We start from the raw sequence: 21125 nt of genomic DNA on the forward strand, positions 1-21125 counted from the left end.
CGGCCTGCGGGGCCCGGCGGCGCGGCGGCTGCGCGGCCGGCGGCTCCGGGTCGGGCGGGGTCGGGCGAGGAAGATTCGGCCGCGAACCCGTGTGCCGCTGCACCAGGTCCGACACGCTCAGGCCGCCCGAGGCCTCCATCGACCTGCGCCTGCGGCTCCGGCGTCCGGTGGGCTCCTGGTCGGGGGCCTCGTACGAGTCCGCGGCACCATCGGGACCGGTGCCGCCGAAGCGGGGATCGTCGGGCACCCAGGCTCCCTTCCGGCTCACGGCCCATACGGGCTGTTCATCACGAGTTGACGTCGGTGCGGCCACAGAGGTTGCACATCGCGGCGCGTCACCCAGCGCACGCGATAGTACGGACGACCGCTAGTTCTAGCGACAGGCAGCCGGAATTCTGACACGGTTCGTACTCGAAACCGCCCAGGCCGTTAGGCCAAATGGGCACTTGAGTTGCGGAACATTGCTGTCAGTAGCCCTCGACGCGCTCAGTAATGCCCGGCCACCCGCACATCGGCGATGGCCCGACGCCCCGAGGCCGGCCCGGCCAGCCGCACCCGGCCGTTCTCGCGGTACGCGACCGCGTTGCGTCCGGACTGCTTGGCCGAATACAGCAGGCTGTCGGCCTGCAGCAGCTGGTGCTCGGCCCCGTTCTCGCAGCTGCCGCTGACCTCGTGGGCGACGCCCGCGCTGACCGTGACCCGCAGGCCCGGCGCCATCGCCGACCAGTCGTGCCGCTCCACCCGGTCCCGGGCCGCCTCGGCGATCTCCACCGCCGCCGCCTGGTCGGTGTCCGGCAGCACCAGCACGAACTCCTCGCCGCCGTAGCGGGCGCAGAACGCCGGTTCCGGCAGCTCCACCTGCAGAAGTTCCACGACTTGTTGGAGGACCCGGTCCCCCACCAGGTGCCCATAGCGGTCGTTCACCTGCTTGAACCAGTCCAGGTCGACCAGCGCCACCGCGATCGCCCCGACCTGCTCCGTCAACATCGCCACCAGGCGTTGGTCCAGGTAGCGGCGGTTGTAGCTGGCCGTGAGGCTGTCACGGATGCTCTGCTCGTGGGCCTCGGCGTGCTCACGGCGCAGCCGGTCCACCTCGCGGCGCAGCTGCTCCGGCACCGCCGGCGTGCTGCCGGCGCTGTCCCGGTAGATCAGGTCGAGCGCGGACCGCAGGTGGTCGTACGCCTCGCGCCACTGGCCGCGGGAGGCGAGCAGGCCCGCCAGCTTCTCGTGCAGGTTCACCAGTCCGCCGTCGGCGTGCTCGCCGGTCGGCTCGGAGACATCGGGCTGTGATGACGCGGTCACCGCGCTCACCTCCTCACGAAGGTGGTGTCGTCCTGGCGGCGGCGCGGCTTGAGTCATGGAGGGGTGGCCGGTGTGCTTTTCCCTCTACTGGCTGACCGAACGGTGGCCCAAAACGCTGACCCTGCGTAACACGGATGGGCGTATGTGAGTACCGTCACTGCGCCGGACAGGGGGCGAAGCCGTAAGTCCTTCCCCCGTCAACTACCACGCGCTGCGAACCGATCTGCGTGCCCACCACCGAGTTCCCCTGACGGATGGTGAGCGTCACCGCCACCACATAGACCTGGCCGGTGAGCCGCTTGTCCGAGCCCGGCGGCGTCCACCCCGGGTCCGCCCGCAGCGTCGACAGCGTCGGCGTGGCCGTGATCGTCACGCCGTTCAGGCTGCACACCCGGTCCGCGAAGGCCGGCACCTGCGTCGCCTTGAGGAAGTCCTGCTCCTGCTGCACGCCCTGCGCCGCCGCCGTGTCCAGGTCGTGGAAGTAGTCCGCCACCAGGCCGGGATCCGGCGACGGCTGGGCCTGCCCGGCGACCGTGCAGCCGGTCAGGGCCAGCGCCGCCAGGGCGATGAGCCTTCCGTCAGCCACCGCTGTGCATCATCTCGGCCCCGGCCGGCACGCTGGCGTCCTCCGGGTCGTCCAGCCAGCCCTCCGGCAGCACCACCTTCGCCGCCGAGCCCTGCCGCCCGCGTGGGCCCTCCGCGTCCGCCGGGAACGGCACTTCGTGGTCCAACTGTCCGATCAGGTCGTCCAACTCCGGCAGGCTCGACACCATCGCGAAGCTCCGGCGCAGCGTCGAGCCCACCGGGAAGCCGTGCAGGTACCAGGCCATGTGTTTGCGCAGGTCCCGCAGGCCCTTGTGCTCGTCGTAGTGCTCGGTCAGCAGCTCCGCGTGCCGGCGCAGCACCTGCGCCACTCCGCCCAGCGTCGGTCCTGCCGGCAGCGGCTCGCCCCGGAACGCCGCCTGCAGGTCCCCGAACAGCCACGGCCGCCCCAGGCAGCCCCGGCCCACCACCACACCGTCGCAGCCCGTCGCCGCCACCATGTCCAGCGCGTCCTGGGCCTTGAAGATGTCCCCGTTGCCCAGCACCGGGATCGTCTTCACGGCCTCCTTCAGCCGGGCGATCGCCGACCAGTCCGCCTGCCCCGAGTACCGCTGCGAAGCCGTCCTCGCGTGCAGCGCAACCGCTTGCGCCCCCTCCGCCTCCGCGATCCGGCCCGCGTCCAGGTACGTCAGGTTGTCGTCGTCGATGCCGATGCGGAACTTCACCGTCACCGGAATGCCCGCCGGCTCCGCCGCTCGCACCGCCGCGCCCACGATGTCCCCGAACAGCCGCCGCTTGTACGGCAGCGCCGCGCCCCCGCCCTTGCGCGTCACCTTTGGCACCGGGCACCCGAAGTTCATGTCGACGTGGTCGGCCAGATCCTCGTCCACGATCATCTGGACCGCTTTGCCCATCGTCATCGGATCCACCCCGTACAGCTGCAGCGACCGGGGCCGCTCGTCCGGGTGGAACGTGATCATGTGCATCGTGGTGGCGTCGCGCTCGACCAGCGCCCGGCTGGTGATCATCTCGCAGACGTACAGCCCCGCCCCGTACTGACGGCACAGCTGCCGGAAGGCCGTGTTGGTGATCCCCGCCATCGGCGCGAGCACCACCGGCGGGTCGACCGTGTGCGGGCCGATCCGGAGGGTCTTCGCCGATGTGCTCATGCCTCCATTGTGCGGGACGGTGACCTCGCATCGACAACACCCCGGTGGGGGGTTACCCATTTACCCACACCTTAGGTATCCTTGCCGAGTCGAGAGGGGGCCGCCATGACCATGCTTGACGACTTCCGGCCGGTGGCCGAAGTCACGGCGGACGAACGTGCGCGAGTAGCGGTTGGCAAAGCCGGCGCGCACAAGAACGATCGCTACGCCGTGTCCGTGAACGACGACGGCGCGATCCTGCTGACGCCACTGGCCAGCATCCCGAAGCGAGAGTTGCTGGTGTGGGAGAACGACGAGCTGCGGGCATCCCTGTTCCGCGGTCTCGCCGACGCCGCTGAGGGCAAGGCCCGGTCCCTCGACTGGGTCACGGCCGACGATGAGGACGCAGACGACGAGTGAGTGCTCCACCGTTCCGCCTGCTGTACACCCGGGAAGCCGAGCGCGTGCTCGACGATCTGCGGGCCAAGAAGCAGTACGAGGCGAAGCTCAAGAAGGTCCGCAAAGCACTGCGCCTGTTGCAGGACGCCGGCCCCCGGCACCCGGGGCCGCATTCGCACGACTATCAGTCGGTGCCGGGACCCGGCGGAGCCACGCTGTGGGAGTCCTACGTGGAGAACAAGACCCCTTCGGCGTGGCGGATCTGGTGGATCTACGGGCCGGACGACGCCCAGCTCACGATCGTGACGATCGGCCCCCACCCCTGACAGCCGGTTTCCGGCTGTTCTGCGGCCAAGCGAGCCGGTTGGCCTAGAGAGGGTGTCAGATCCAATCCGGGAAGCAGTCCGCTCTGAATCTCTCGCCAGTCAACGATTGCCGATGTCCGACCTGACCAGGCGCCCGTCACCGGACAGGTGTTGGGAGCTGACCGAAGCCTTTGTCGGGCTGTCCGGTTGGTAGTTCGTGGCTGTGCTGACGGTCGCGATCTACATGCTGGTGCGCCTGGTGATCCACACGACCGCCCCGTCAAGGGGATGACGTTGTCATCCGGGTCCTGCCGCCGCGCATCGAGATCCGCTACCGCGGCCCCGATCAGGACGAGGTCGAGCCGCCGGAGAGCGCTTCGTAGGTCTCCTCGTCGAAGGCCACCAAGCGGATCAGTTCCACCTTCGTCGGGGTGGCGGCGAGCGTCACGCGGGCGATGCGGGCGGCGTCGGGGGTGGGAAAGCCGTAGATGCCGGTGGCGATGGCGGGGAAGGCGATGCTGTGGACGCCGAGGTCGTCGGCCACTTCCAGGCAGCGGCGGTAGCAGGAGGCGAGGAGGTCGGCTTCCCCGTAGGAGCCGCCTTCCCAGACCGGGCCGACGGTGTGGATCACGTGCTTGACCGGAGGGGTGAGGTTGAAGGCGGGAGTGGCCTTGGCGTCGCCGGGATCGCAGGGCGCGATGGCCCCGCCGGCCTGGGCGAGGCGAGGCCCGGCGGCGCGGTGGATGGCGCCGTCGACCCCGCCGCCTCCGAGCAGGGACTCGTTGGCGGCGGTGACGATGGCGTCGACACGTTCCTGGGTGATGTCCCCGAGCACAACCTTGATCACGGCCATGAAGGCATGGTGACGGCTGCCGGACGCCGTGACGGCTGGGTTCGCCGTCGGCGGATCGGCTGTGGGTGAAAAGGATCAGCCCCGCGGTAAACGGCCCCGCTGCGTCGTTGGGCTCGTCGTCAAGGAAACAGCCCCCACCCCATCCCTGGGGTGGCGTCCCACGTCCATTCTACCCAGGCGGCGGGATGTGGATCTTGGTGGCGAATTGCCGCGTTGACTCATTGAAAATGCCCGGGAGGATGAGTCGTTGCCTCACGAAGGAATGCCCGCGGGCGGCGTGGCATCTCACCTTGACCAGCAGCGGTGACTCATCGTGATCGATGGGGTTGACGATGAGCGAACGCGAGGCCGTGACCAGGCAGCTGGCCCGGCGCTACCGATCAGCGTCCAAGACCGACAAAGCCAGGATCTTGGACGAATTGTGCGTGTTGACCGGCTGGCACCGCGACCACGCCCGCAAAGCCCTGCGCACCACACCCAGACCGAAACCCAGTGTTCCGCAACGAAAAACCCGCGAGCCCGTGTACAGCCCCGAGGTGATCACGGCACTACGCAAGGTCTGGGCGATCCTGGACGCGCCCTGCGGCAAACGCCTGGCCCCGTTCCTCCCCGACATCGTCGACCGCCTCCTGGCCTGCGGCGAGCTGTCGATCAGCGACGAGATCCGCTACCAGCTGGCGCGCATGTCCGCGGCCACCATCGACCGCCGCCTAGCCCCCGACCGCGCCCGCTGGCAACCCCACGGCCGCGCCCGAACCAAACCCGGCAGCCTGCTCAAATCCCAGATTCCCATCCGCACCTGGGCCGACTGGGACGAGGACCACCCCGGCTTCGTGGAGATCGACCTGGTCAGCCACGACGGCGGCAACGCCACCGGCGAACACGCCTGGACCCTGACCGTCACCGACATCGCCACCGGCTGGACCGAAAACCGCGCCGTGCGCAACAAGGCCGAGGTCTGGGTCCTAGCCGCCCTCGACCAGATCGTGGCCGGGTTCCCGTTCCCCGTGCTGGGCATCGACTCCGACAACGGCAGCGAGTTCATCAACGCCCACCTACTGACCTACTGCCGCGACCACGAGATCACCTTCACCCGAGCCCGCCCCGGCCACAAAAACGACGGCGCCCACGTCGAACAGAAGAACTGGTCAGTCGTGCGCCAGACCGTCGGCTACCACCGCCACACCGGCGAGACCCAACTCGACCTACTCAACGGCGTCTACGCCCTACTCCGCGACCAGATCAACTTCTTCACCCCGCAACAGAAACTGATCTCCAAAACCCGCCACGGCGCCACCGTCCACAAGAAACACGACACCGCCCAAACCCCCTACCAACGCACCCTGACCCACACCACCGTCGACATCGTCGACACCGACGCCCTGCGCGAGCACTACCAGCGCCTCAACCCCGCCGCCCTCCGCCGCGAGATCGTCGCACTGTGTGACGCCCTGGCCCACGAAGTCCTCGCCCCCGACCTCACCCACCTCGCCACCGCCCTCGCCCACGCGGGCATTCTTCGTGAGGCAACGACTACCCCCAAGCGGGCATCTTGACATGAGGCAACAGGTTGCCTGTGGATGGAGGGAGTCGGCGGGTGGGGGCTGTGGATAACCGGGGTCAGCCGAGGTCGCGGGAGAGGAGGTCGTCCTCGGTCTCGCGGCGGACGAGGAGGCGGGCGGCGCCGTCGCGGACGGAGACGACGGGTGGGCGGCCGACCATGTTGTAGTTGGAGGCCAAGGAGTGGTGGTAGGCGCCGGTGCAGGGGACGGCGAGGAGGTCGCCGGCGCGGAGGTCGGCGGGGAGGGGGACGTCCTCGGCCAGCACGTCGCCGGCCTCGCAGTGGCGGCCGACGACGGTGGCGGGGTGGGAGATCGGGGAGAAGTGGCGGCCGACGGGGCGGACGGAGTAGCGGGCGCCGTAGAGGGAAGGGCGGGGGTTGTCGCTCATGCCGCCGTCGACGGCGACGAAGGTGCGAGAAGTGCCGTGCTTGACGGTGACGACGCGGTAGAGGGTGACGCCGGCGGAGGCGACGATGGCCCGGCCGGGCTCGATGGTGAGGCGGGGAAAGGGAAGACGGTGTGAGGAGCACTCGTAATTGACGGCACGGAGGAGACGGTCGGCGTAGCCGCGGAGGTCGAAGGAAGGGTCGCCGGGGCGGTAGGGGACGGCATGGCCGCCGCCGAGATCGAGCTGGGGCAAGGTGATCCCGTACCTGATCTGAAGGACGGCCAGGAAGCCGACCATGCGGCGGGCGGCCTCCTCGAAGCTGGCGACGCGAGAGACCTGGGAGCCGATGTGGCAGTGCAGGCCGACGAGGCGGAGGCTGGGCTGGGCCCGCACGCGGCCGACGGCGTCGAGGGCGGCGCCGGAAGCGAGGGAGAAGCCGAACTTCTGGTCCTCGACGCCGGTGGCGATGGCCTTGTGGGTGTGGGCGTCGACGCCGGGAGTGACCCGGATCAGGACGTTCTGGGGATACCGGGCGAGCGCGCCGAGTTGCTCGATCTCGTCGAGGGAGTCGACGACGATGCGATCGACGCCGTAGCCGATGGCGGCCTTGAGGTCCTCGGGGGTCTTCACGTTGCCGTGGAAGACGATGCGGGAGGCGGGGAAGGCGATGGAGCGGGCGACGGCGAGCTCGCCGGCCGAGCAGACGTCGAGCGACAGGCCCTCGTCGGCGATCCACCGCAGCACCCCGCGGCTGATCATGGACTTGCCGGCGTAGGCGATCTCGACGTCGGGCAGCGCGGACCGGTAGTCGCGGCAGTGCCGCCGCACGGTCGCCTCGTCGAGCAGGTAGGCGGGCGTGCCGAAGCGGGCGGCGAGCTGGGTGAGCGGGACGCCGCCGAGCAGCAGGTCGCCGTCGACGCCGTGCGCGGTGGACAGCGGCCAGATCCCGGGCTCGAGGCGTCCGCGCAGCGACTCACCCAGCGTGGGTATCAGCTCGGCGAGGGTCATCGTGTCCTCCGGTGCAGATCGGACTGAGCACCCCAAGGACACTCCGGAAACCGCAGGTGGGCAGGGTTGTGTACGCGGTCATGACGCCCGCGGCGGGCACGTTGTCGCGATGGTGACGGCCGGGTGGCCCCGGCCACATAGTTGACACTGACTAGTCATGCATGGATAGTTGATCCTGACCAATTGGAGTGACGGTGAAACGACGCAAGGTGTCCAATCCGCTGGCGCTGGCCGTGCTGGCCGAACTGCTCATCGAGCCCATGCACCCCTACGAGATGGGGCGCCGGCTCAAGGAGCACGGCAAGGACCGGGACATCAAGTACAACCGAGGCTCGCTCTACATGGTGGTGGAGCAGCTGACCAAGGCGGGTTTCATCGTCGAGCACGAAACGGTCCGCGACACCCAGCGGCCTGAGCGGACGTTGTACGCGGTCACCGAGGCCGGGCGGACCGAGCTGTACGACTGGATGCGTGAGCTGGTCACCACGCCGGTGCACGAGTACCCGAGCTTCGGGGTGGCGCTGTCGCTGCTAGTGGTGCTGCCGCCGGCGGAGACGGTGGAACTGCTGGGCCGGCGGCTGGAAACGCTGACGGCCCAGGCGAAGGAGATCGGCGACGCCATCGGCCAGGCCCGGGAGCAGGGCGTGGACTGGTGGTTCCTGATCGAGGAGGAGTACCGGCTCGCGATGCGCGAGGCGGAGCGCGGTTACGTGGCGAGCCTGGCCGAACGGCTGCGGGACCCGCAGTACGACCGGATGTGGCAGGAATACTTCAGGGGGACGACATGAAAGCACTGATCATCGGGGGCGGCATCACCGGTCCGGTCGCGGCGCTCGCGCTGCGCAAGGCCGGCATCGAGGCCGAGATCTTCGAGGCGTACGAACAGAACGCCGACAATGCCGGCGGCTGGCTCATGATCGCGCCGAACGGCGTCAACGCGCTCGGCATCCTCGGGCTGGACGCCGATCTGCGGGCCATCGGACGGCCCAACCAGCGCATGGTGATGACCGACGGCCGGGGCAAGCGGTTCGGCGCGTTCGACGAGCTGGACGCGGACAACCCGAGCCAGCTGGCGATGCGGTCGGACCTGTGCGGACTGCTGGCCGAGCGGGCCGTCGAGGCCGGCATCAAGATCCATCACGGCAAGCGGCTGGTGGACGTCGCCGAGACCGCCGACGGCGTCACGGCCCACTTCGCCGACGGCAGCACCGCCACCGGCGACGTGCTGCTCGGCGCGGACGGCGTGCACTCGACGGTCCGCAAGCTGATCGACCCGAACGCACCGGGGCCGCGCTACACCGGCCTGCTCGGCTTCGGCGGCTCCGTGCCGGGCAACGACTTCGGCCTGGCCGAGGGCGAGTTCTACTTCGCCCAGGGCAAGCGAGGATTTCTCGGCTACGCCCTCACAGCCGAGGGTGACACCGGCTGGTTCACCAACGTGCCCAGCCGCGAGCCGATGACCGGGGCCGAGGCGCGGGCCATCGGCGCGGAGGAATGGCTGCGCCGCATGCGCGAGCTCTACGGCGACGACTACCCGGCGCACGGCATCCTGGCCAAGGCCACCCCGGACGGCATGGTCGTGCTGGGCGGCATGCACATCATGCCCAGCGCGCCACGCTGGCACACCGACCGCATCGTGCTCGTCGGCGACGCCGCGCACGTGCCGTCCAACAGCACCGGCCAGGGCGCCTCGATGTCCATCGAGAGCGCCATCGAGCTGGCCCGCTGCCTGCGCGACCTGCCCGTGCCGCAGGCGTTCGAGGCGTACGAGAAGCTGCGCCGGGCTCGCGTGGAGAAGGTCGCCGAGCAGGGCGAGAAGACCAACCAGGACAAGGTGAACGGCCGCATCGGCCAGGCGGTGATCGGCGTGCTGGCGCCGATCGCGATGAAGCTGTTCATGAAGCCGGAGAAGATGTTCGGCTGGCTGCACCGCCACCGCATCGACTGGGACGCGAAGGTGCACGCCTAGAAGCCCGGGGGAGGGGCTCGGCCGACCAGGCGGCCGAGGATGGGGCTTGTACGTTTTAGTACAGTCCCGGGGCGGTTCGCAGGGGCCCCTCCCCAAGCGAAAGCGAACCGGCCCTTGAAAACCCGCCCTTCTTAACACGGTCTAGTTATAATCGAATGCGCGCCGGGTTCCGGATATGATGCGATTAGCCCGTGTGAGCTTGGCGCCGTCCGGTGCGGATTCGGTCAATCTGTCTGGAAGGCAAAGGTCCCCAACAAACTATCCGCGCTCGATCAGGTGGCCCACGACGTCCGGACCCGGGTGCGGGTGGCCGGAGCCGTCGCGGCGGATGTCCACCTCGGGCAGCTCGACCGACGAGCCGGTGTCGGTGGAGCCGGCCGGGCGGGAACCGATCCAGGCCAGACGCAGACCGGCCTCGCCCTTGAGGAAGCGGTGCGAACGCACGCCGCCGGTGGCCCGGCCCTTGGGCGGGTACTCGGCGAACGGCGTGACCTTGACGGAGTTGCCGGTGGCGGTGACGACCATGGGCTCGCCGTGCTCCTCGTCGTCGGTGCGGACGGCGGCGAAGAACACGGTGTGGGCGTCGCCGGCGAGCTTGATGCCGGCCATGCCGCCGCCCTTGAGGCCCTGCGGCCGAACCAGCGAAGCCTCGTAGCGCAGCAAAGACGAGTCGGACGAGACGAAGACCAGGGTCTCGGCGCCGTCGGAAAGCCAGGTGGCGCCGACGATCTCGTCGCCGTCCTTCAGGCTGATCACCTCGAACTCGTCGGACCGCACGGGCCACTCCGGCGAGCACACCTTGACCACGCCCTGCGCGGTGCCCATGGCCAGACCCGGCGACTCGGTGTCGGTCAGCGGCGCGATGGTGATGACCCGTTCGCCCTTGTCCAGCGGCACGAGCTCACTGGCCGCCATGCCGCCGCTCAGCGACACGGTGCCGACCTGCTCGGGCAACACCGGCAGCGGCAGCACATCCGTCTTGAACGCGCGGCCCTTGCTGGTGACGACCAGGATCTGCCCACGGGCGGTGGTGTGCACCACGGCGGCGACGGCGTCGTTGCGGGCCCGGCCGTTACGCCGCCGTGCCTCCGACGCCTCCTCCGACTCGGCGGCCGTGCGAGCCACCAAACTCGTGGCGGACAACAGAACCTGGCACGGGTCGTCGGCCACCTCCAGGGGACCGGCCGGCTTGGACGCCGCCAGCACCTCCTTGAGGTCGCCGTCGATCAGCGCGGTCCGACGCTCCCAGGTGACGTCCTTGGTCACCTTGGCCAGCTCGGTCGACACGACCTTGCGCAGCACCGCCGGGTCGTCCAGGATCTTGGCCAGCTCGGCGATCTCGCCGGCCAGCTTCTCCTGCTCCGACTCCAGCTCGATCTTGTCGTACTTGGTCAGCCGGCGCAGCGGCGTGTCCAGGATGTACGAGGCCTGGATCTCCGACAGCCTGAACTGCTTCATCAGGCCGTCGCGGGCGGCCTGGGCGTTGTCGCTGTTGCGGATCAGCCGGATCACCTTGTCGATGTCCAGCAGCGCCTTGAGCAGACCCTCGACCAGGTGCAGCCGCTCCTCGCGCTTGCGCTTGCGGTAGCGGGTCCGCCGGGTGACGACCTCGTAGCGGTGCTTGAGGAACACCTCCAGCAGCGCCTTGAGGCCCAGCGTCTGCGGCTGCCCGTCGACCAGCACCAGGTTGTTGATGCCGAAGGACTGCTCCAGCGGCGTCAGCCGGTACAGGTCGGCCAGCAGCGCCTGCGGGTTCACGCCGACCTTGCACTCGATCACCAGCCGGGTGCCGTTCTCCCGGTCGGTCAGGTCCTTCACGTCGGCGATGCCGGTGAGGCGCTTGGACTTGTTCACCTCGTCGGTGATCTTCTCGATGATCTTCTCCGGGCCGACGCCGTACGGCAGCTCGGTCACCGTGATCGCCTGCCGGCCCCGGCTGCCCTCCAGCGGCCCCGTCTCGGCCCTGGCCCGCATCCGCACCACGCCGCGGCCCGTCTCGTACGCCTTGCGCACCTCGTCCAGGCCCAGCAGCATGCCGCCGGTCGGCAGGTCCGGCCCCGGCACGAACTCCATCAGTTTGTCCAGCGAGGCGTCCGGGTGGCTGATCAGCCACCGCGCCGCCGCCACGACCTCGCCCAGGTTGTGCGGGATCATGTTGGTGGCCATGCCCCACCGCGATCCCCGACGTGCCGTTGACCAACAGGTTCGGGAACGCCGCCGGCATCACCGACGGCTCCTCCAGCGACCCGTCGTAGTTGGGCCGGAAGTCGACCGTGTCCTCGCCCAGCTCGCCCACCAACAGCATGGCCTCGTTGGACATCCGCGCCTCGGTGTACCGCGAGGCGGCCGGTCCGTCGTCCGGCGACCCGAAGTTGCCGTGCCCGTCGATCAGCGGCGCGTTCAGCGAGAAGTCCTGCGCCATCCGCACCATGGCGTCGTAGATGGCCAGGTCGCCGTGCGGGTGGTACTTGCCCATGCAGTTGTGCACGACGAAGCCCTCGGTCACGAAGGCGTGCTCGTCGCTGCCGACCTGAATGTCGAAGGTGGTGTCGGAGTCCACCGACGCCACGGATTCGACCGTGAGAAAGGAGAATCCCGCGAGCTCGTCGAGCCGGTCGGTGGTGGAGTTGCCGTGTGGGTCGTTGCCCAGCTCGCCACGAGCGATCTCGGTCAGGCGCCACAGGTCGTCGCGCTTGGAGCCGATCTTCGACCAGCGCAGCAGGAATCGGGCGAGCACGGCGGCGTCACTGCCGGCGACCGAGAGGCCGAACATTGTCCTGTGGCCGGTCGGCTTTGCTTGAGACCAATGGTGGCCGTGGATGCCCATGTCGGCGAGCATCGAGTAGACCTGACGGACCAGGCCTTCGCTGGTGCTGACGTAGACGATCTCGCGGTTGCGCTTGCGTACGTAACCGTCGCCGTCGTACAGCCCGGCGAGGAAGGACGCCCACCGCGACCGGTCGGCCAGCACGCTCGTCGGCACGACCTTGTCGTTGCTGAGCGGAGTCGTGGCATCGAGGAGACCGTCGTGCCGGGCGAAGGTGAGGATGTGCTGGTCCCGGTGTCGCGGGTTCTTCGCCACCCGCTTGCCACGCGAGACATTCAGGTTGGCCTCGATCGCCCAGCCGTGGGCGACGTCGATCGGCTCCGGGTCGCACATGTGGATGCGGACGCGACCGTCCGCGTCGCCGGCACGATCGACCGGGAAGCCCTCGGCGACGAGCAGACCGAGCACGTAGCTGTACGCGTCGCCGCCGGTCGGCTCGTTCGCCGACCGACCGCGGCCGTAGCCGAGCGTCTGCCGGCCGGCCAGGTCCCGCGCGTCCGTCCACTCGACGGTCAGGTCCTCGGCGACGGTGCGGAAACGTTGGCCGGGCGTCACGACCATGCTGTGCCCGTTGGACCACGTGATCCGCACCAGCTCGGAGACCGGATTCTCGTAGGCGGCGACCACGGGCACCGATGCGCCTGAGGCGTCCAGCACCTGCTCGCCGACCTCGATCTCCTCGATGCGGCGCAAGCCCGTCGGCGTGGACACGAGCGTGCCGCGCACGAAGCAGTCGCCGACGACGCGGGAGGACTTCACGTAGGCGTGCGTGGGCCGGTAACCCTGCTCGTGCATGGAGTACAGGATGCGGCGGTGCACGGGCTTGAGGCCGTCGCGCGCGTCGGGCAGCGCGCGGGAGTGGATGACCGAGTAGGCGTACTCCAGGTAGGAGTCCTCGATCTCGTTGGTGACCGGGATGTCCAGCACGGTGGCGCCGGCGCGGTCGAAGGCCGACGGGTCCACCTTGGTCACGGTGCCCTTGCTGCGGCGTGCCATGTCTTGCCTGTTCTCCTAGCTGAGAAGCGGACCGGTCAGATGTCGATCGCGGCCTGGTCGACGCGGCCGGCCGCGTCGACGAGCCAGTTGCGGCGCGGCTCGACCTTCTCGCCCATCAGCAGCTCCAGCGTCTGCTCGGCGGCCTCGACGTCGGTGAGCGTGATCCGACGAACGGAGCGGGTGGCCGGGTTCATGGTGGTGTGCCAGAGCTCGTCGGCGTCCATCTCGCCGAGGCCCTTGAACCGGGGCACGGGCGTGACAACCTGCTTGCCGGCCTTCTCCAGCTCGGAGAGCTTGGTCTCCATCTCCCGCTGGGTGAAGGTGAAGACGGTCTCGCTGTTGCGTCCCTTGGTGGTGAGCTTGTGCAGGGGCGGCATGGCGGCGTACAGCCGGCCGTCCTCGATCACCGGCCGCATGTACTTGGCGAACAGGGTGATCAGCAGGGTGCGGATGTGCGAGCCGTCGACATCGGCGTCGGCCATCAGGATCACCCGGCCGTAGCGCATGGCCGGCAGGTCGAAGGTGCGGCCGGTGCCGGCGCCGAGGACCTGCACGATGGAGGCGATCTCGGCGTTGCGCAGGGTGTCGGCCAGATTGGCCTTCTGCACGTTGAGAATCTTGCCCCGCAGCGGCAGAAGTGCTTGATACTCCGACACTCTGGCCATTCGGGCCGAGCCGAGGGCGGAGTCGCCCTCCACCAGGAACAGCTCGCTGCGGGCGACGCCGGTGGTGCGGCAGTCGACCAGCTTGGGCGGCATGGCCGCGCCCTCCAGCGCGGTCTTGCGCCGGGCGGCGTCCTTCTGGTGCTTCTGGGTCAGCCGAACGCGCGCGGCGTCGACCACCTTCTGCAGCACGGTCTTGGCCTCGGTCTTGGTGCGCTTGTCCTCGGTCCACGCCTTGACGTGCCGCTCGACGACGCCCTGGATCACCTTGGTGATGCCGGCGGTGGACAGCTCGTCCTTGGTCTGCGAGGTGAACTGCGGCTCGGGGATGCGGACGTGGATGACGGCGGTCATGCCCTCCAGCACGTCCTCCAGCGTCGGCATGTCCTCCTTGGGCTTGAGCAGCCCGCGGGTCTTGGAGATGGCGTCCTGCACGGCCTTGGTGACGGCGCGGTCGAAGCCGCGGCGGTGGGTGCCGCCGTGCATGTTGCGGATGGTGTTGGTGAAGCACTCCACGGTGCGCTCGTAGCCGGTTCCCCAGCGCAGCGCCACCTCGACCTCGGCGACACGCTCCACTTTGGACCGCATGACGCCGTTCTCGTCGGCGGCGTTCTCGAAGTAGGTGCCCTCGCCGTTGACCAACAGCGTGCCGGAGACGGGTTTCTCGCCGGACGGGGACAGGAAGTCGACCATGTCCGAGAGCCCGTGCGGGTAGTGGAACGACTCCTCGACGATGGCGCCGTCGGTGGCGTCGCGCAGCACATACGTCACGCCCGGCACGAGGAAAGCGGTGTTGCGCAGCTTGGCCCGCACGGCTTCGACGTCCAGCGCGGCGCCGTTCTCGAAGTACCGAGTGTCGTACCAGTACCGGATGGACGTGCCGCTGGACTCGCCGCGCTTCATCTTGCCGGTGACCTGGAGGCCGGACTGCTGGGTGAACTTCGCCTTGGGACCGGGCGCGTCGAACACGCCGGGCACGCCGTGGGCGAAGGACATCTGGTGCACCTTGCCGAGCTGCTTCACGGTGACGTCGAAGCGGTGCGACAGGGCGTTGACCGCGGACGCGCCGACGCCGTGCAGGCCGCCGGAGGTCTTGTAGCCGGAGCCGCCGAACTTGCCGCCGGCGTGCAGCCGGGTCAGCACCAGCTCGACGCCGGACAGGCCGGACTTGGCGTGCACCCCGGTGGGGATGCCGCGGCCGTCGTCGTCGACCTGGACGCTGCCGTCGGCGTGCAGGGTGACCACGATCCGCGTGGCGAAGCCGCCGATGCCCTCGTCGGTCGAGTTGTCGACCACCTCGGTGAACAGGTGGTTGATGCCCCGGCTGTCGGTGGACCCGATGTACATGCCGGGCCGCTTGCGGACCGCCTCAAGACCCTCCAGGTGCGTCAGGTCGTCGGCCCCGTAAAGAGTCTCAGCGGTCACAGGGTCTTTCTCCCAGATCGTCTCTAGCCCAATGCCCAAACAACGCCGAGGGTAGCCCCCGGCCCTGACAACTCAGTCCAGCAGCGCCAGTTCGGCCACGACCGCCCGGTGATCCGTGCCCGGCAGCAGGTGTTCGCTCGCGGACACCGCGGCCAGTCCGGGACCGTGCAGCACGTGGTCGATCTGGACCAGCGGGAAGTCCGCCGGCCACGTCGGCGCCCAGCCCCGGCCCAGCTCGGCGTGCGTGTCGACCAACCCGGCCGCCAGCAGCGAGCGCAGCGGCGAGTGATCGACGGTGGCGTTGAAGTCGCCGAGCACGATCGCGTCCCGGCCGGCCGCGGCCCGCAGCGCCGACATGTCCTGGGCCCAGAGCCCCGGACCTCCGACAGGATAGTACGTGTGCACGCCCGTTATCGGGATCTCGTGACCCAACACGCTCACGGTGACCTGGGTCTGCGGCCAGGTGGTGGGCAGGTCGGCGGGCCCGCCGCGCACGATCGGCAGCCTGGTGAAGATGGAGGTGTCGTTCTCCGGGTGCAGTTCCCGGAACGGCATGAGCCGGTCCATGCCGGCGGCGTCCAGCGTCTTGATCGCCGGCGCGTCCAGCTCCTCGGCGACCAGCACGTCCAGGTTCTGGGAGCGGGCCAGCGCGACCAGGGCCTTCGGGTCGACCTGGCCGCGATGGGTGTTGACGGTGCCGACCCGGATGCGCGGGGCGCCGTCCGGCACGGGCTGGTGGTCGCGCACGAAACGCGGCACGAACCAGGCGATCTGCAGCACGAGCAGCGCCGCCGCGGCCACCGTCAGCCACCGGCCGCGAACGGCCAGCAACGTCACCAGCAGGGCGGCGGTGAGCAGCCCGGCGTAGGGCAGCAGCGCGATCGGAACGGCCAGGTAGGTGCCGTCGTCGAGGCCGAAGACGCGTGTGACGGCGAGCACGGCGATGCCGGCCAGCATCACGGCGCAGGCGATCAGCGCCGCTCTGCGTCCGACGGTCACCGGGCGGCCTCGACCGATTCGATGTTGGCCACGGCGAACTCCCGCTCGTCCTCGCGCAGGTAGCACCACGAGTCCAGCCAGCCGGTCAGCAGTTGTTCCGGACGAATGCGGCGTACCGTGCGGTTGCCGGTGCGGTCCCGGTATCCGATCACCACGTCCCCCTCGCGGTCGATCGCGTCGGCCAGCAGCGCCAGCTCGACCTGGCTCAAGGTCCGATTCTGCCGGGTGAGGCGGTCGAAGGTGGGACCGCCCTCGATCGGGACGTGCGGCTCGGCGACCAGCCGGGCGGCCAGTTCGTCGGCGCCGAGGGTGTCCCGGTCCGCCGGCGCGGTCGGCACGGCGCGGTGTTCGGCCTTGCGCTCCACCACTACCGCGCCGGCCGGGCTCTCGCCGATCGGCGCGTAGCCGGCCTTTCGCAGCAGCGCCAACACGTTCGCGGGACTGTCCGAACTGGACAGCACGGTCGGGGCCAGCAAGGTGAAGCCGGGCAGCCGATGCGCGATCTCGGCCGCTGTCGCCTCGTCGGCCGTCACGCAGCAGCGGACCTCTCGCACGCGGACGTGCCCGTGCCGCCGGTCCACGTCGTTGATCAGGTATTCCAGCGGCTGCGGCACGGGCCCCAACTCCCGCAGCAGGTCTGCCGCCAGCCAGCCGGCGTCCAACGCGGACCGGACGCTGGCCGCGGTGAACCGCCACACCGCCCCGGCCTCGCGCACGGCAGCGGCTGCGATCGCCGCCGGAGCCTTGCCGGTCACCACGGCCGTGAGATCGGACTGGATGATCACACCGTCGGCCGGTTCGGGCAGCACCACCTCATCGAGACGGCCGATGAGGAATTCGCCCAGCTCGGTGAGGGTGTCGGCGGCCACCGCGCCCAGCAGCTCCGCCTCCCGCCGCGCCGCGCCGACGTCCTGGTCGCCCCGGCTGGGGGCAGAACCAGTCGATCTGCGCGGCGACGGCCCTTGACCGACACGCCGCCGGCCGCCGCCCGTCAGCAGGGCGTGGCGCACCGGGCCGCCCTCGGGCCGCGAATACCACGCCACGGCGAGCTGCGACCACCGCCGGGCCGGACCTCTTTTCCGCCCCCGGGTAGTCCGTGGTGGGCGCGAAGCCCTCGTCGACCGTCCCCAGCAGTCCGGACGCGCCGGCGACGTCGAGCCACAGCGCCACCGATCCCGGCTCGGCCGCGAGTTCGCGGGCCAGCCGGGACAGTTCCCTGGATCCGATGCCACCCTTCTGCAACGCCGTGATCGGCCGGGAGGTTGCCTTGTCCAGCAGCGATGTGACGCCGTCGAGCACGGCCGCCGCGGCCGCTTGGGCCGCTCGGCCCAACGCGTCGGCATCCGCGCTGGTCAGGGGCAGCGCCGGCGGACCCGTCAGCTCGATGCCGTGTCCCTGGTCCTGCGACCAGTGATGGGCCAGCAGCGGCGGCAGGCGCAGGTCCGTGCCCCAGACCAGGCCCAGGGCCTTGAGCTGGGGCAGCACCGTCCGGAACAGCCCCCGGTCGAGCTCGTGCTGCCGGCCGGCGGTGATCGCCTCGCCGGCCACCAGCTGGTCCCGGTTCAGCGTCTGCAACACCGCGACCAGCGACGATGCGCTGGACAGGCGCTGCGCCAACTGGGCAAAGCCGCGTGGCACGGGCTCGACGAGCACGTCCGGCCGGGCCCGGAGCAGCGCGGCCAGCGCCGGCTCGCCCAGACCGGCCAGGTACTCGTCGAACTCCACCCGGCCAACCTACTTGAGCGCGCCGGTCACCAGGTCGAGCCGCCAGTAGCGTTGCAACGAAAGGAACAGCGCGATCACCGGAAGCACCGACAGCAGGGTGCCGGTGATCACCAGGGAGTACAGCGACGCCTCGGCCGCCCCGTGCCGCAGCAGGCTGTACAGCCCGACCGTGAGCGGGAACTTGTCGTCCGAGTTCACCATCACGAACGGCAGCAGGAAGTTGTTCCAGATGGCGATGAACTGCAACAGGAACACGGTGATCAGGCCGGGCCCCATCAGCCGCAGCCCCACGGTGTGGAACAGCTTCCACTCCGAGGCCCCGTCGATCCGGCCGGCCTCCAGCAGCGACTGCGGCACCGAGGAAGCGGCGTAGATGCGGCACAGGTAGATGCCGTACGGGTTGAACAGCTGCGGCAGCAGCACCCCGAGATAGCTGTCGGTCAGGCCCACGTTGGACAGCAGCAGGTACTGCGGGATGGCCAGCACGATCTGCGGCAGCAGCACGCAGGCCAGGATCACGTTGAACACGGTCTTGCGGCCGTGGAACTCGTACAGCGCGATCGCGTAGCCGCAGGCGGCCGACACCAGCGAGGCCAGGACGCCGCCGATCAGGGCGTAGCCGAAGCTGTTGAGCATCCAGTGCCAGAAGATGCCGCCCTGATAGGTCGACAGGTCCACGATGTTGCGCCAGATGCCGTCGCTGAACGACGGCAGATAGGTGGCGGTGGAGAACAGGTCCGTCCTGGACTTGGTGGACGCGATCAGGATCCACAGCGTCGGGACGATGCAGTAGACCGCGCCCAGCAGCAGGGCGGCGCTCGGCAGCAGCCGGATTCGTGTGGTCACCGGTTCACCCTCGACACCGTGCGGGAAGCCACGAACGACACGGCCAGCGCCGCGATCACGAACAGCACCGAGGTGGCCGCCGCCTTGTTCACGTCGGAGTCGACGAAGGCGTCCTGGTAGATCTTCATCAGCGGCACCCACGTCGAGGAGATGGCGTTGGACAGCGGCCGTAAGGTGTTGGGCTCGTTGAACAGCTGGAGCGAGGCCAATGCCGTGAACAAGGTGCACATGGCGATGGCCGGCAGCACCAGCGGAACCTTGATGCGCAAGGCCATCCGCAGCTCGGAGCAGCCGTCGATGCGCGCCGCCTCGTACAGCTCGGACGGCAGGGCCCGCAGCGCCGTGAAGATGACGATCATGTTGAAGCCGACCGAGCCCCACACCGCCACGTTGGCCACCGAGAAGAACACCGTGGTGGAGCCGAAGAAGTCGACGTGGTCGCCGCCGATCGGGCTGGTCGCCGGCAGGTACATGAAGCCCCACATGAGCGAGGCGATCACACCCGGCACCGCGTACGGCAGGAAGATCGCCAGCCGGGTGCTGCGGGCCAGCTTGACCCGCGGCACGTCCAGCAGCAGGGCGAACAGCAGCGCGAAGCCGACCGTGGCCGGGATGAACAGCAGCGCCACCAACAGCATGCGCGCGATGCTCGACCACAGCTCCGGATCGGCCAGCGCCAGGCCGTAGTTGTCCAAGCCGACGAAGACCAGCTTGCTGCCGCCTCCCAGCAGCCCGCCGACGACCTTGCGCGCCTGGAAACTCAGCACGAGGGCGTAGACGCCTGGCGCCACCACGAACAGCGCCAGCAGCGTGACTGCTGGGAGGACGAGCAGGTAGGGCAGCTTGGCCCGGTTGCGCGCGGCCATCAGCTGACCGTGAACCCGAGCTTCTTCATGTCCGCCACGGTCGCGTTCTGGATGTCGTCCAGCGCCGTGGAGAACGAGGTGTTGTTCTGCAGCGCGGCCCCGAACTTGTCGGTGTAGCCGCTGAAGGTCACCGTCACGTTCGGACCCCACATGGAGAAGCTGCGCGAGCTCGGGGCCGCCTGCTTGACCAGGTCGTAGTAGTTGGCCTGGTTGGGGAAGAAGGCCGGCGGCGAGGACAGGATCGGCAGCGAGCGCCCGGAGGTGGCCGCCGGGTAGACGTTGATGTTCTGGATCTGCGCGGTGACGGCCTTGTCGTCGGTGTTCAGCCACGCCGCGAACTGCGCGGCCTGCGCGGCGTGCTTGGAGTCGGCGGTCACCGTCGTGGCCGATCCGCCCCAGATGCCGGTGGTCTTGTCACCCGCGGTCCACGCCGGCAACGGCGCCACCGCCCACTTGCCCTTGGTGTTGGGGGCGATGCCGCCCAGCTGCGCCGGGGCCCAGGCGCCGGAGATCCAGGTGGCGAGCTGGCCCTCGTTCATCTGCTTGTTCCACTGCGGCGAGAACGACGGGTTCTTGGCCACGGTGCCGGCGGTGACCAGGCCCTGCCAGTAGTCGGCGACCTTCTTGGACTGGGCGCTGTTGATGGCGACCTTCCACGTGGTGCCGCTGGCCGACCACCAGTCCGCGCCGCCCTGCTGCATCAGGCCGGTGATCCAGCCCGGGTCGGCGGCGTCGAAGTTGGTCATGGCGACCGACGGGGCCTTGTCGTGCAGCTGCTGCGCGGTCTGCTTGAACTCGTCCCACGTGGTCGGCACCTTCAGACCGTTCTGGTCGAAGATGTCGGTGCGGTAGAACAACATCAGCGGCGCCACGTCCTGTGGCACGCCGTAGACCTTGTCCTCGAACTTGGTCGCCTTCAACGTGGTGGCGTCGAAGTCCTTGGCGGCGTCGCCGGTGTACTGCGTGATGTCGGCGACCACGCCCTTGGCCACCAGCGCCGGCAGCGACTGGTACTCCACCTTGGCGATGTCCGGGCCGTTGCCGGCCTCGTGCGCGGTGATCATCTTGCTGACGAGCTGGTCGCCACCGGCCGGATTGGACAGTGTGACGTGGATGTCGGGGTGGGCCTGGTTCCAGATGTCCACCACCTTGTCCATGTTGGGATCCCAGTCCCAGAAGGTCAGATCGACCTTCCCACCCGCGGCCTGCTGGTCGCTGCCGCCGCCACCGCCGCATCCGGTCACAAGCAGAGCGCCGGCAACAAAAGCGCCGGCGAGTCGCCACTGACTCCGCATAGCCCTG

Annotated in this window: 17 protein-coding genes and 2 pseudogenes; 5 read left to right on the top strand and 14 right to left on the bottom strand. The window is 69.4% G+C overall.

Features of this window, described 5'->3' with window-relative positions; genetic code table 11:
• The 4 genes and pseudogenes from KUTG_RS63990 to dusB form a co-directional block, all read right to left on the bottom strand.
• Positions 1–247: pseudogene (locus tag KUTG_RS63990) on the bottom strand (hypothetical protein); the annotation flags it as partial.
• A gap of 239 nt (positions 248–486) precedes the next feature.
• Positions 487–1302 (bottom strand): GGDEF domain-containing protein, encoded by an 816-nt coding sequence (locus KUTG_RS28090; RefSeq protein ID WP_052396693.1) that lies wholly within the window; start codon positions 1300–1302, stop codon positions 487–489.
• Positions 1303–1456: 154 nt separating this feature from the next.
• Positions 1457–1888 carry a hypothetical protein gene (locus KUTG_RS28095; protein ID WP_043720996.1) on the bottom strand — a complete coding sequence of 144 codons (432 nt, stop codon included), beginning with the start codon at positions 1886–1888 and terminating at the stop codon, positions 1457–1459.
• Positions 1881–3014, bottom strand: coding sequence for a tRNA dihydrouridine synthase DusB (dusB, locus tag KUTG_RS28100; RefSeq protein WP_043720998.1), 1134 nt, complete (start codon positions 3012–3014; stop codon positions 1881–1883). Before dusB ends, KUTG_RS28095 begins: the two co-directional genes overlap by 8 nt.
• Before the next feature lie 105 nt (positions 3015–3119).
• On the opposite strand from dusB, the gene KUTG_RS28105 reads away from it, so the two are divergent.
• Together KUTG_RS28105 and KUTG_RS28110 are read left to right on the top strand one after the other, a co-directional pair.
• A complete protein-coding gene (locus KUTG_RS28105; RefSeq protein ID WP_043721000.1) occupies positions 3120–3413 on the top strand; it encodes a hypothetical protein in 294 nt (97 codons plus the stop codon).
• Complete coding sequence (locus KUTG_RS28110; protein ID WP_043721002.1) at positions 3410–3718, top strand: hypothetical protein; 309 nt, start codon at positions 3410–3412, stop codon at positions 3716–3718. Before KUTG_RS28105 ends, KUTG_RS28110 begins: the two co-directional genes overlap by 4 nt.
• A gap of 325 nt (positions 3719–4043) precedes the next feature.
• On the opposite strand, the gene KUTG_RS28115 is transcribed toward KUTG_RS28110, so the two are convergent.
• Positions 4044–4550: a macro domain-containing protein gene (locus tag KUTG_RS28115; protein ID WP_043721004.1), complete on the bottom strand. Its 507-nt coding sequence runs from the start codon at positions 4548–4550 to the stop codon at positions 4044–4046.
• A gap of 332 nt (positions 4551–4882) precedes the next feature.
• Between KUTG_RS28115 and KUTG_RS28120 the strand changes: the two genes are divergently transcribed.
• Positions 4883–6106 (top strand): integrase catalytic domain-containing protein, encoded by a 1224-nt coding sequence (locus KUTG_RS28120; protein WP_157494705.1) that lies wholly within the window; start codon positions 4883–4885, stop codon positions 6104–6106.
• A 64-nt stretch (positions 6107–6170) separates the two neighbouring features.
• Here the strand turns inward: KUTG_RS28120 and lysA are convergent, their stop codons facing one another.
• Positions 6171–7508 (bottom strand): diaminopimelate decarboxylase, encoded by a 1338-nt coding sequence (gene lysA / locus KUTG_RS28125; RefSeq protein WP_043721006.1) that lies wholly within the window; start codon positions 7506–7508, stop codon positions 6171–6173.
• A 194-nt stretch (positions 7509–7702) separates the two neighbouring features.
• On the opposite strand from lysA, the gene KUTG_RS28130 reads away from it, so the two are divergent.
• Positions 7703–8296, top strand: a complete 594-nt coding sequence (locus tag KUTG_RS28130; RefSeq protein WP_043730889.1) for a PadR family transcriptional regulator — start codon at positions 7703–7705, stop codon at positions 8294–8296.
• The gene (locus KUTG_RS28135) at positions 8293–9477 is read left to right on the top strand and encodes an FAD-dependent oxidoreductase (RefSeq protein ID WP_043721008.1); all 1185 of its coding nucleotides are present in this window, start codon (positions 8293–8295) and stop codon (positions 9475–9477) included. Before KUTG_RS28130 ends, KUTG_RS28135 begins: the two co-directional genes overlap by 4 nt.
• Positions 9478–9735: 258 nt before the next feature.
• Here the strand turns inward: KUTG_RS28135 and KUTG_RS28140 are convergent.
• From KUTG_RS28140 to KUTG_RS28175, 8 genes and pseudogenes are all read right to left on the bottom strand, one after another.
• Positions 9736–13300, bottom strand: a pseudogene (locus tag KUTG_RS28140) (DNA topoisomerase (ATP-hydrolyzing)).
• A 35-nt stretch (positions 13301–13335) separates the two neighbouring features.
• Positions 13336–15387 (bottom strand): DNA gyrase/topoisomerase IV subunit B, encoded by a 2052-nt coding sequence (locus tag KUTG_RS28145; RefSeq protein ID WP_043721010.1) that lies wholly within the window; start codon positions 15385–15387, stop codon positions 13336–13338.
• A 72-nt stretch (positions 15388–15459) separates the two neighbouring features.
• Positions 15460–16386, bottom strand: coding sequence for an endonuclease/exonuclease/phosphatase family protein (locus KUTG_RS28150; RefSeq protein WP_198047330.1), 927 nt, complete (start codon positions 16384–16386; stop codon positions 15460–15462).
• Positions 16383–17255, bottom strand: coding sequence for a helicase-associated domain-containing protein (locus KUTG_RS61720; RefSeq protein WP_043721013.1), 873 nt, complete (start codon positions 17253–17255; stop codon positions 16383–16385). Before KUTG_RS61720 ends, KUTG_RS28150 begins: the two co-directional genes overlap by 4 nt.
• Positions 17200–18111, bottom strand: coding sequence for a hypothetical protein (locus KUTG_RS61725; protein ID WP_043721015.1), 912 nt, complete (start codon positions 18109–18111; stop codon positions 17200–17202). The genes KUTG_RS61720 and KUTG_RS61725 overlap by 56 nt, the downstream gene beginning before the upstream one ends.
• A gap of 9 nt (positions 18112–18120) precedes the next feature.
• Complete coding sequence (locus tag KUTG_RS28165) at positions 18121–18957, bottom strand: carbohydrate ABC transporter permease (RefSeq protein ID WP_043721017.1); 837 nt, start codon at positions 18955–18957, stop codon at positions 18121–18123.
• A complete protein-coding gene (locus tag KUTG_RS28170; protein ID WP_043721019.1) occupies positions 18954–19823 on the bottom strand; it encodes a carbohydrate ABC transporter permease in 870 nt (289 codons plus the stop codon). Before KUTG_RS28170 ends, KUTG_RS28165 begins: the two co-directional genes overlap by 4 nt.
• Positions 19823–21118 carry an ABC transporter substrate-binding protein gene (locus KUTG_RS28175; RefSeq protein ID WP_043721021.1) on the bottom strand — a complete coding sequence of 432 codons (1296 nt, stop codon included), beginning with the start codon at positions 21116–21118 and terminating at the stop codon, positions 19823–19825. The genes KUTG_RS28170 and KUTG_RS28175 overlap by 1 nt, the downstream gene beginning before the upstream one ends.
• Between the last annotated feature and the right edge of the window lie 7 nt (positions 21119–21125).

It is taken from the genome of Kutzneria sp. 744 (genome assembly GCF_000568255.1).
Lineage (GTDB): Bacteria > Actinomycetota > Actinomycetes > Mycobacteriales > Pseudonocardiaceae > Kutzneria.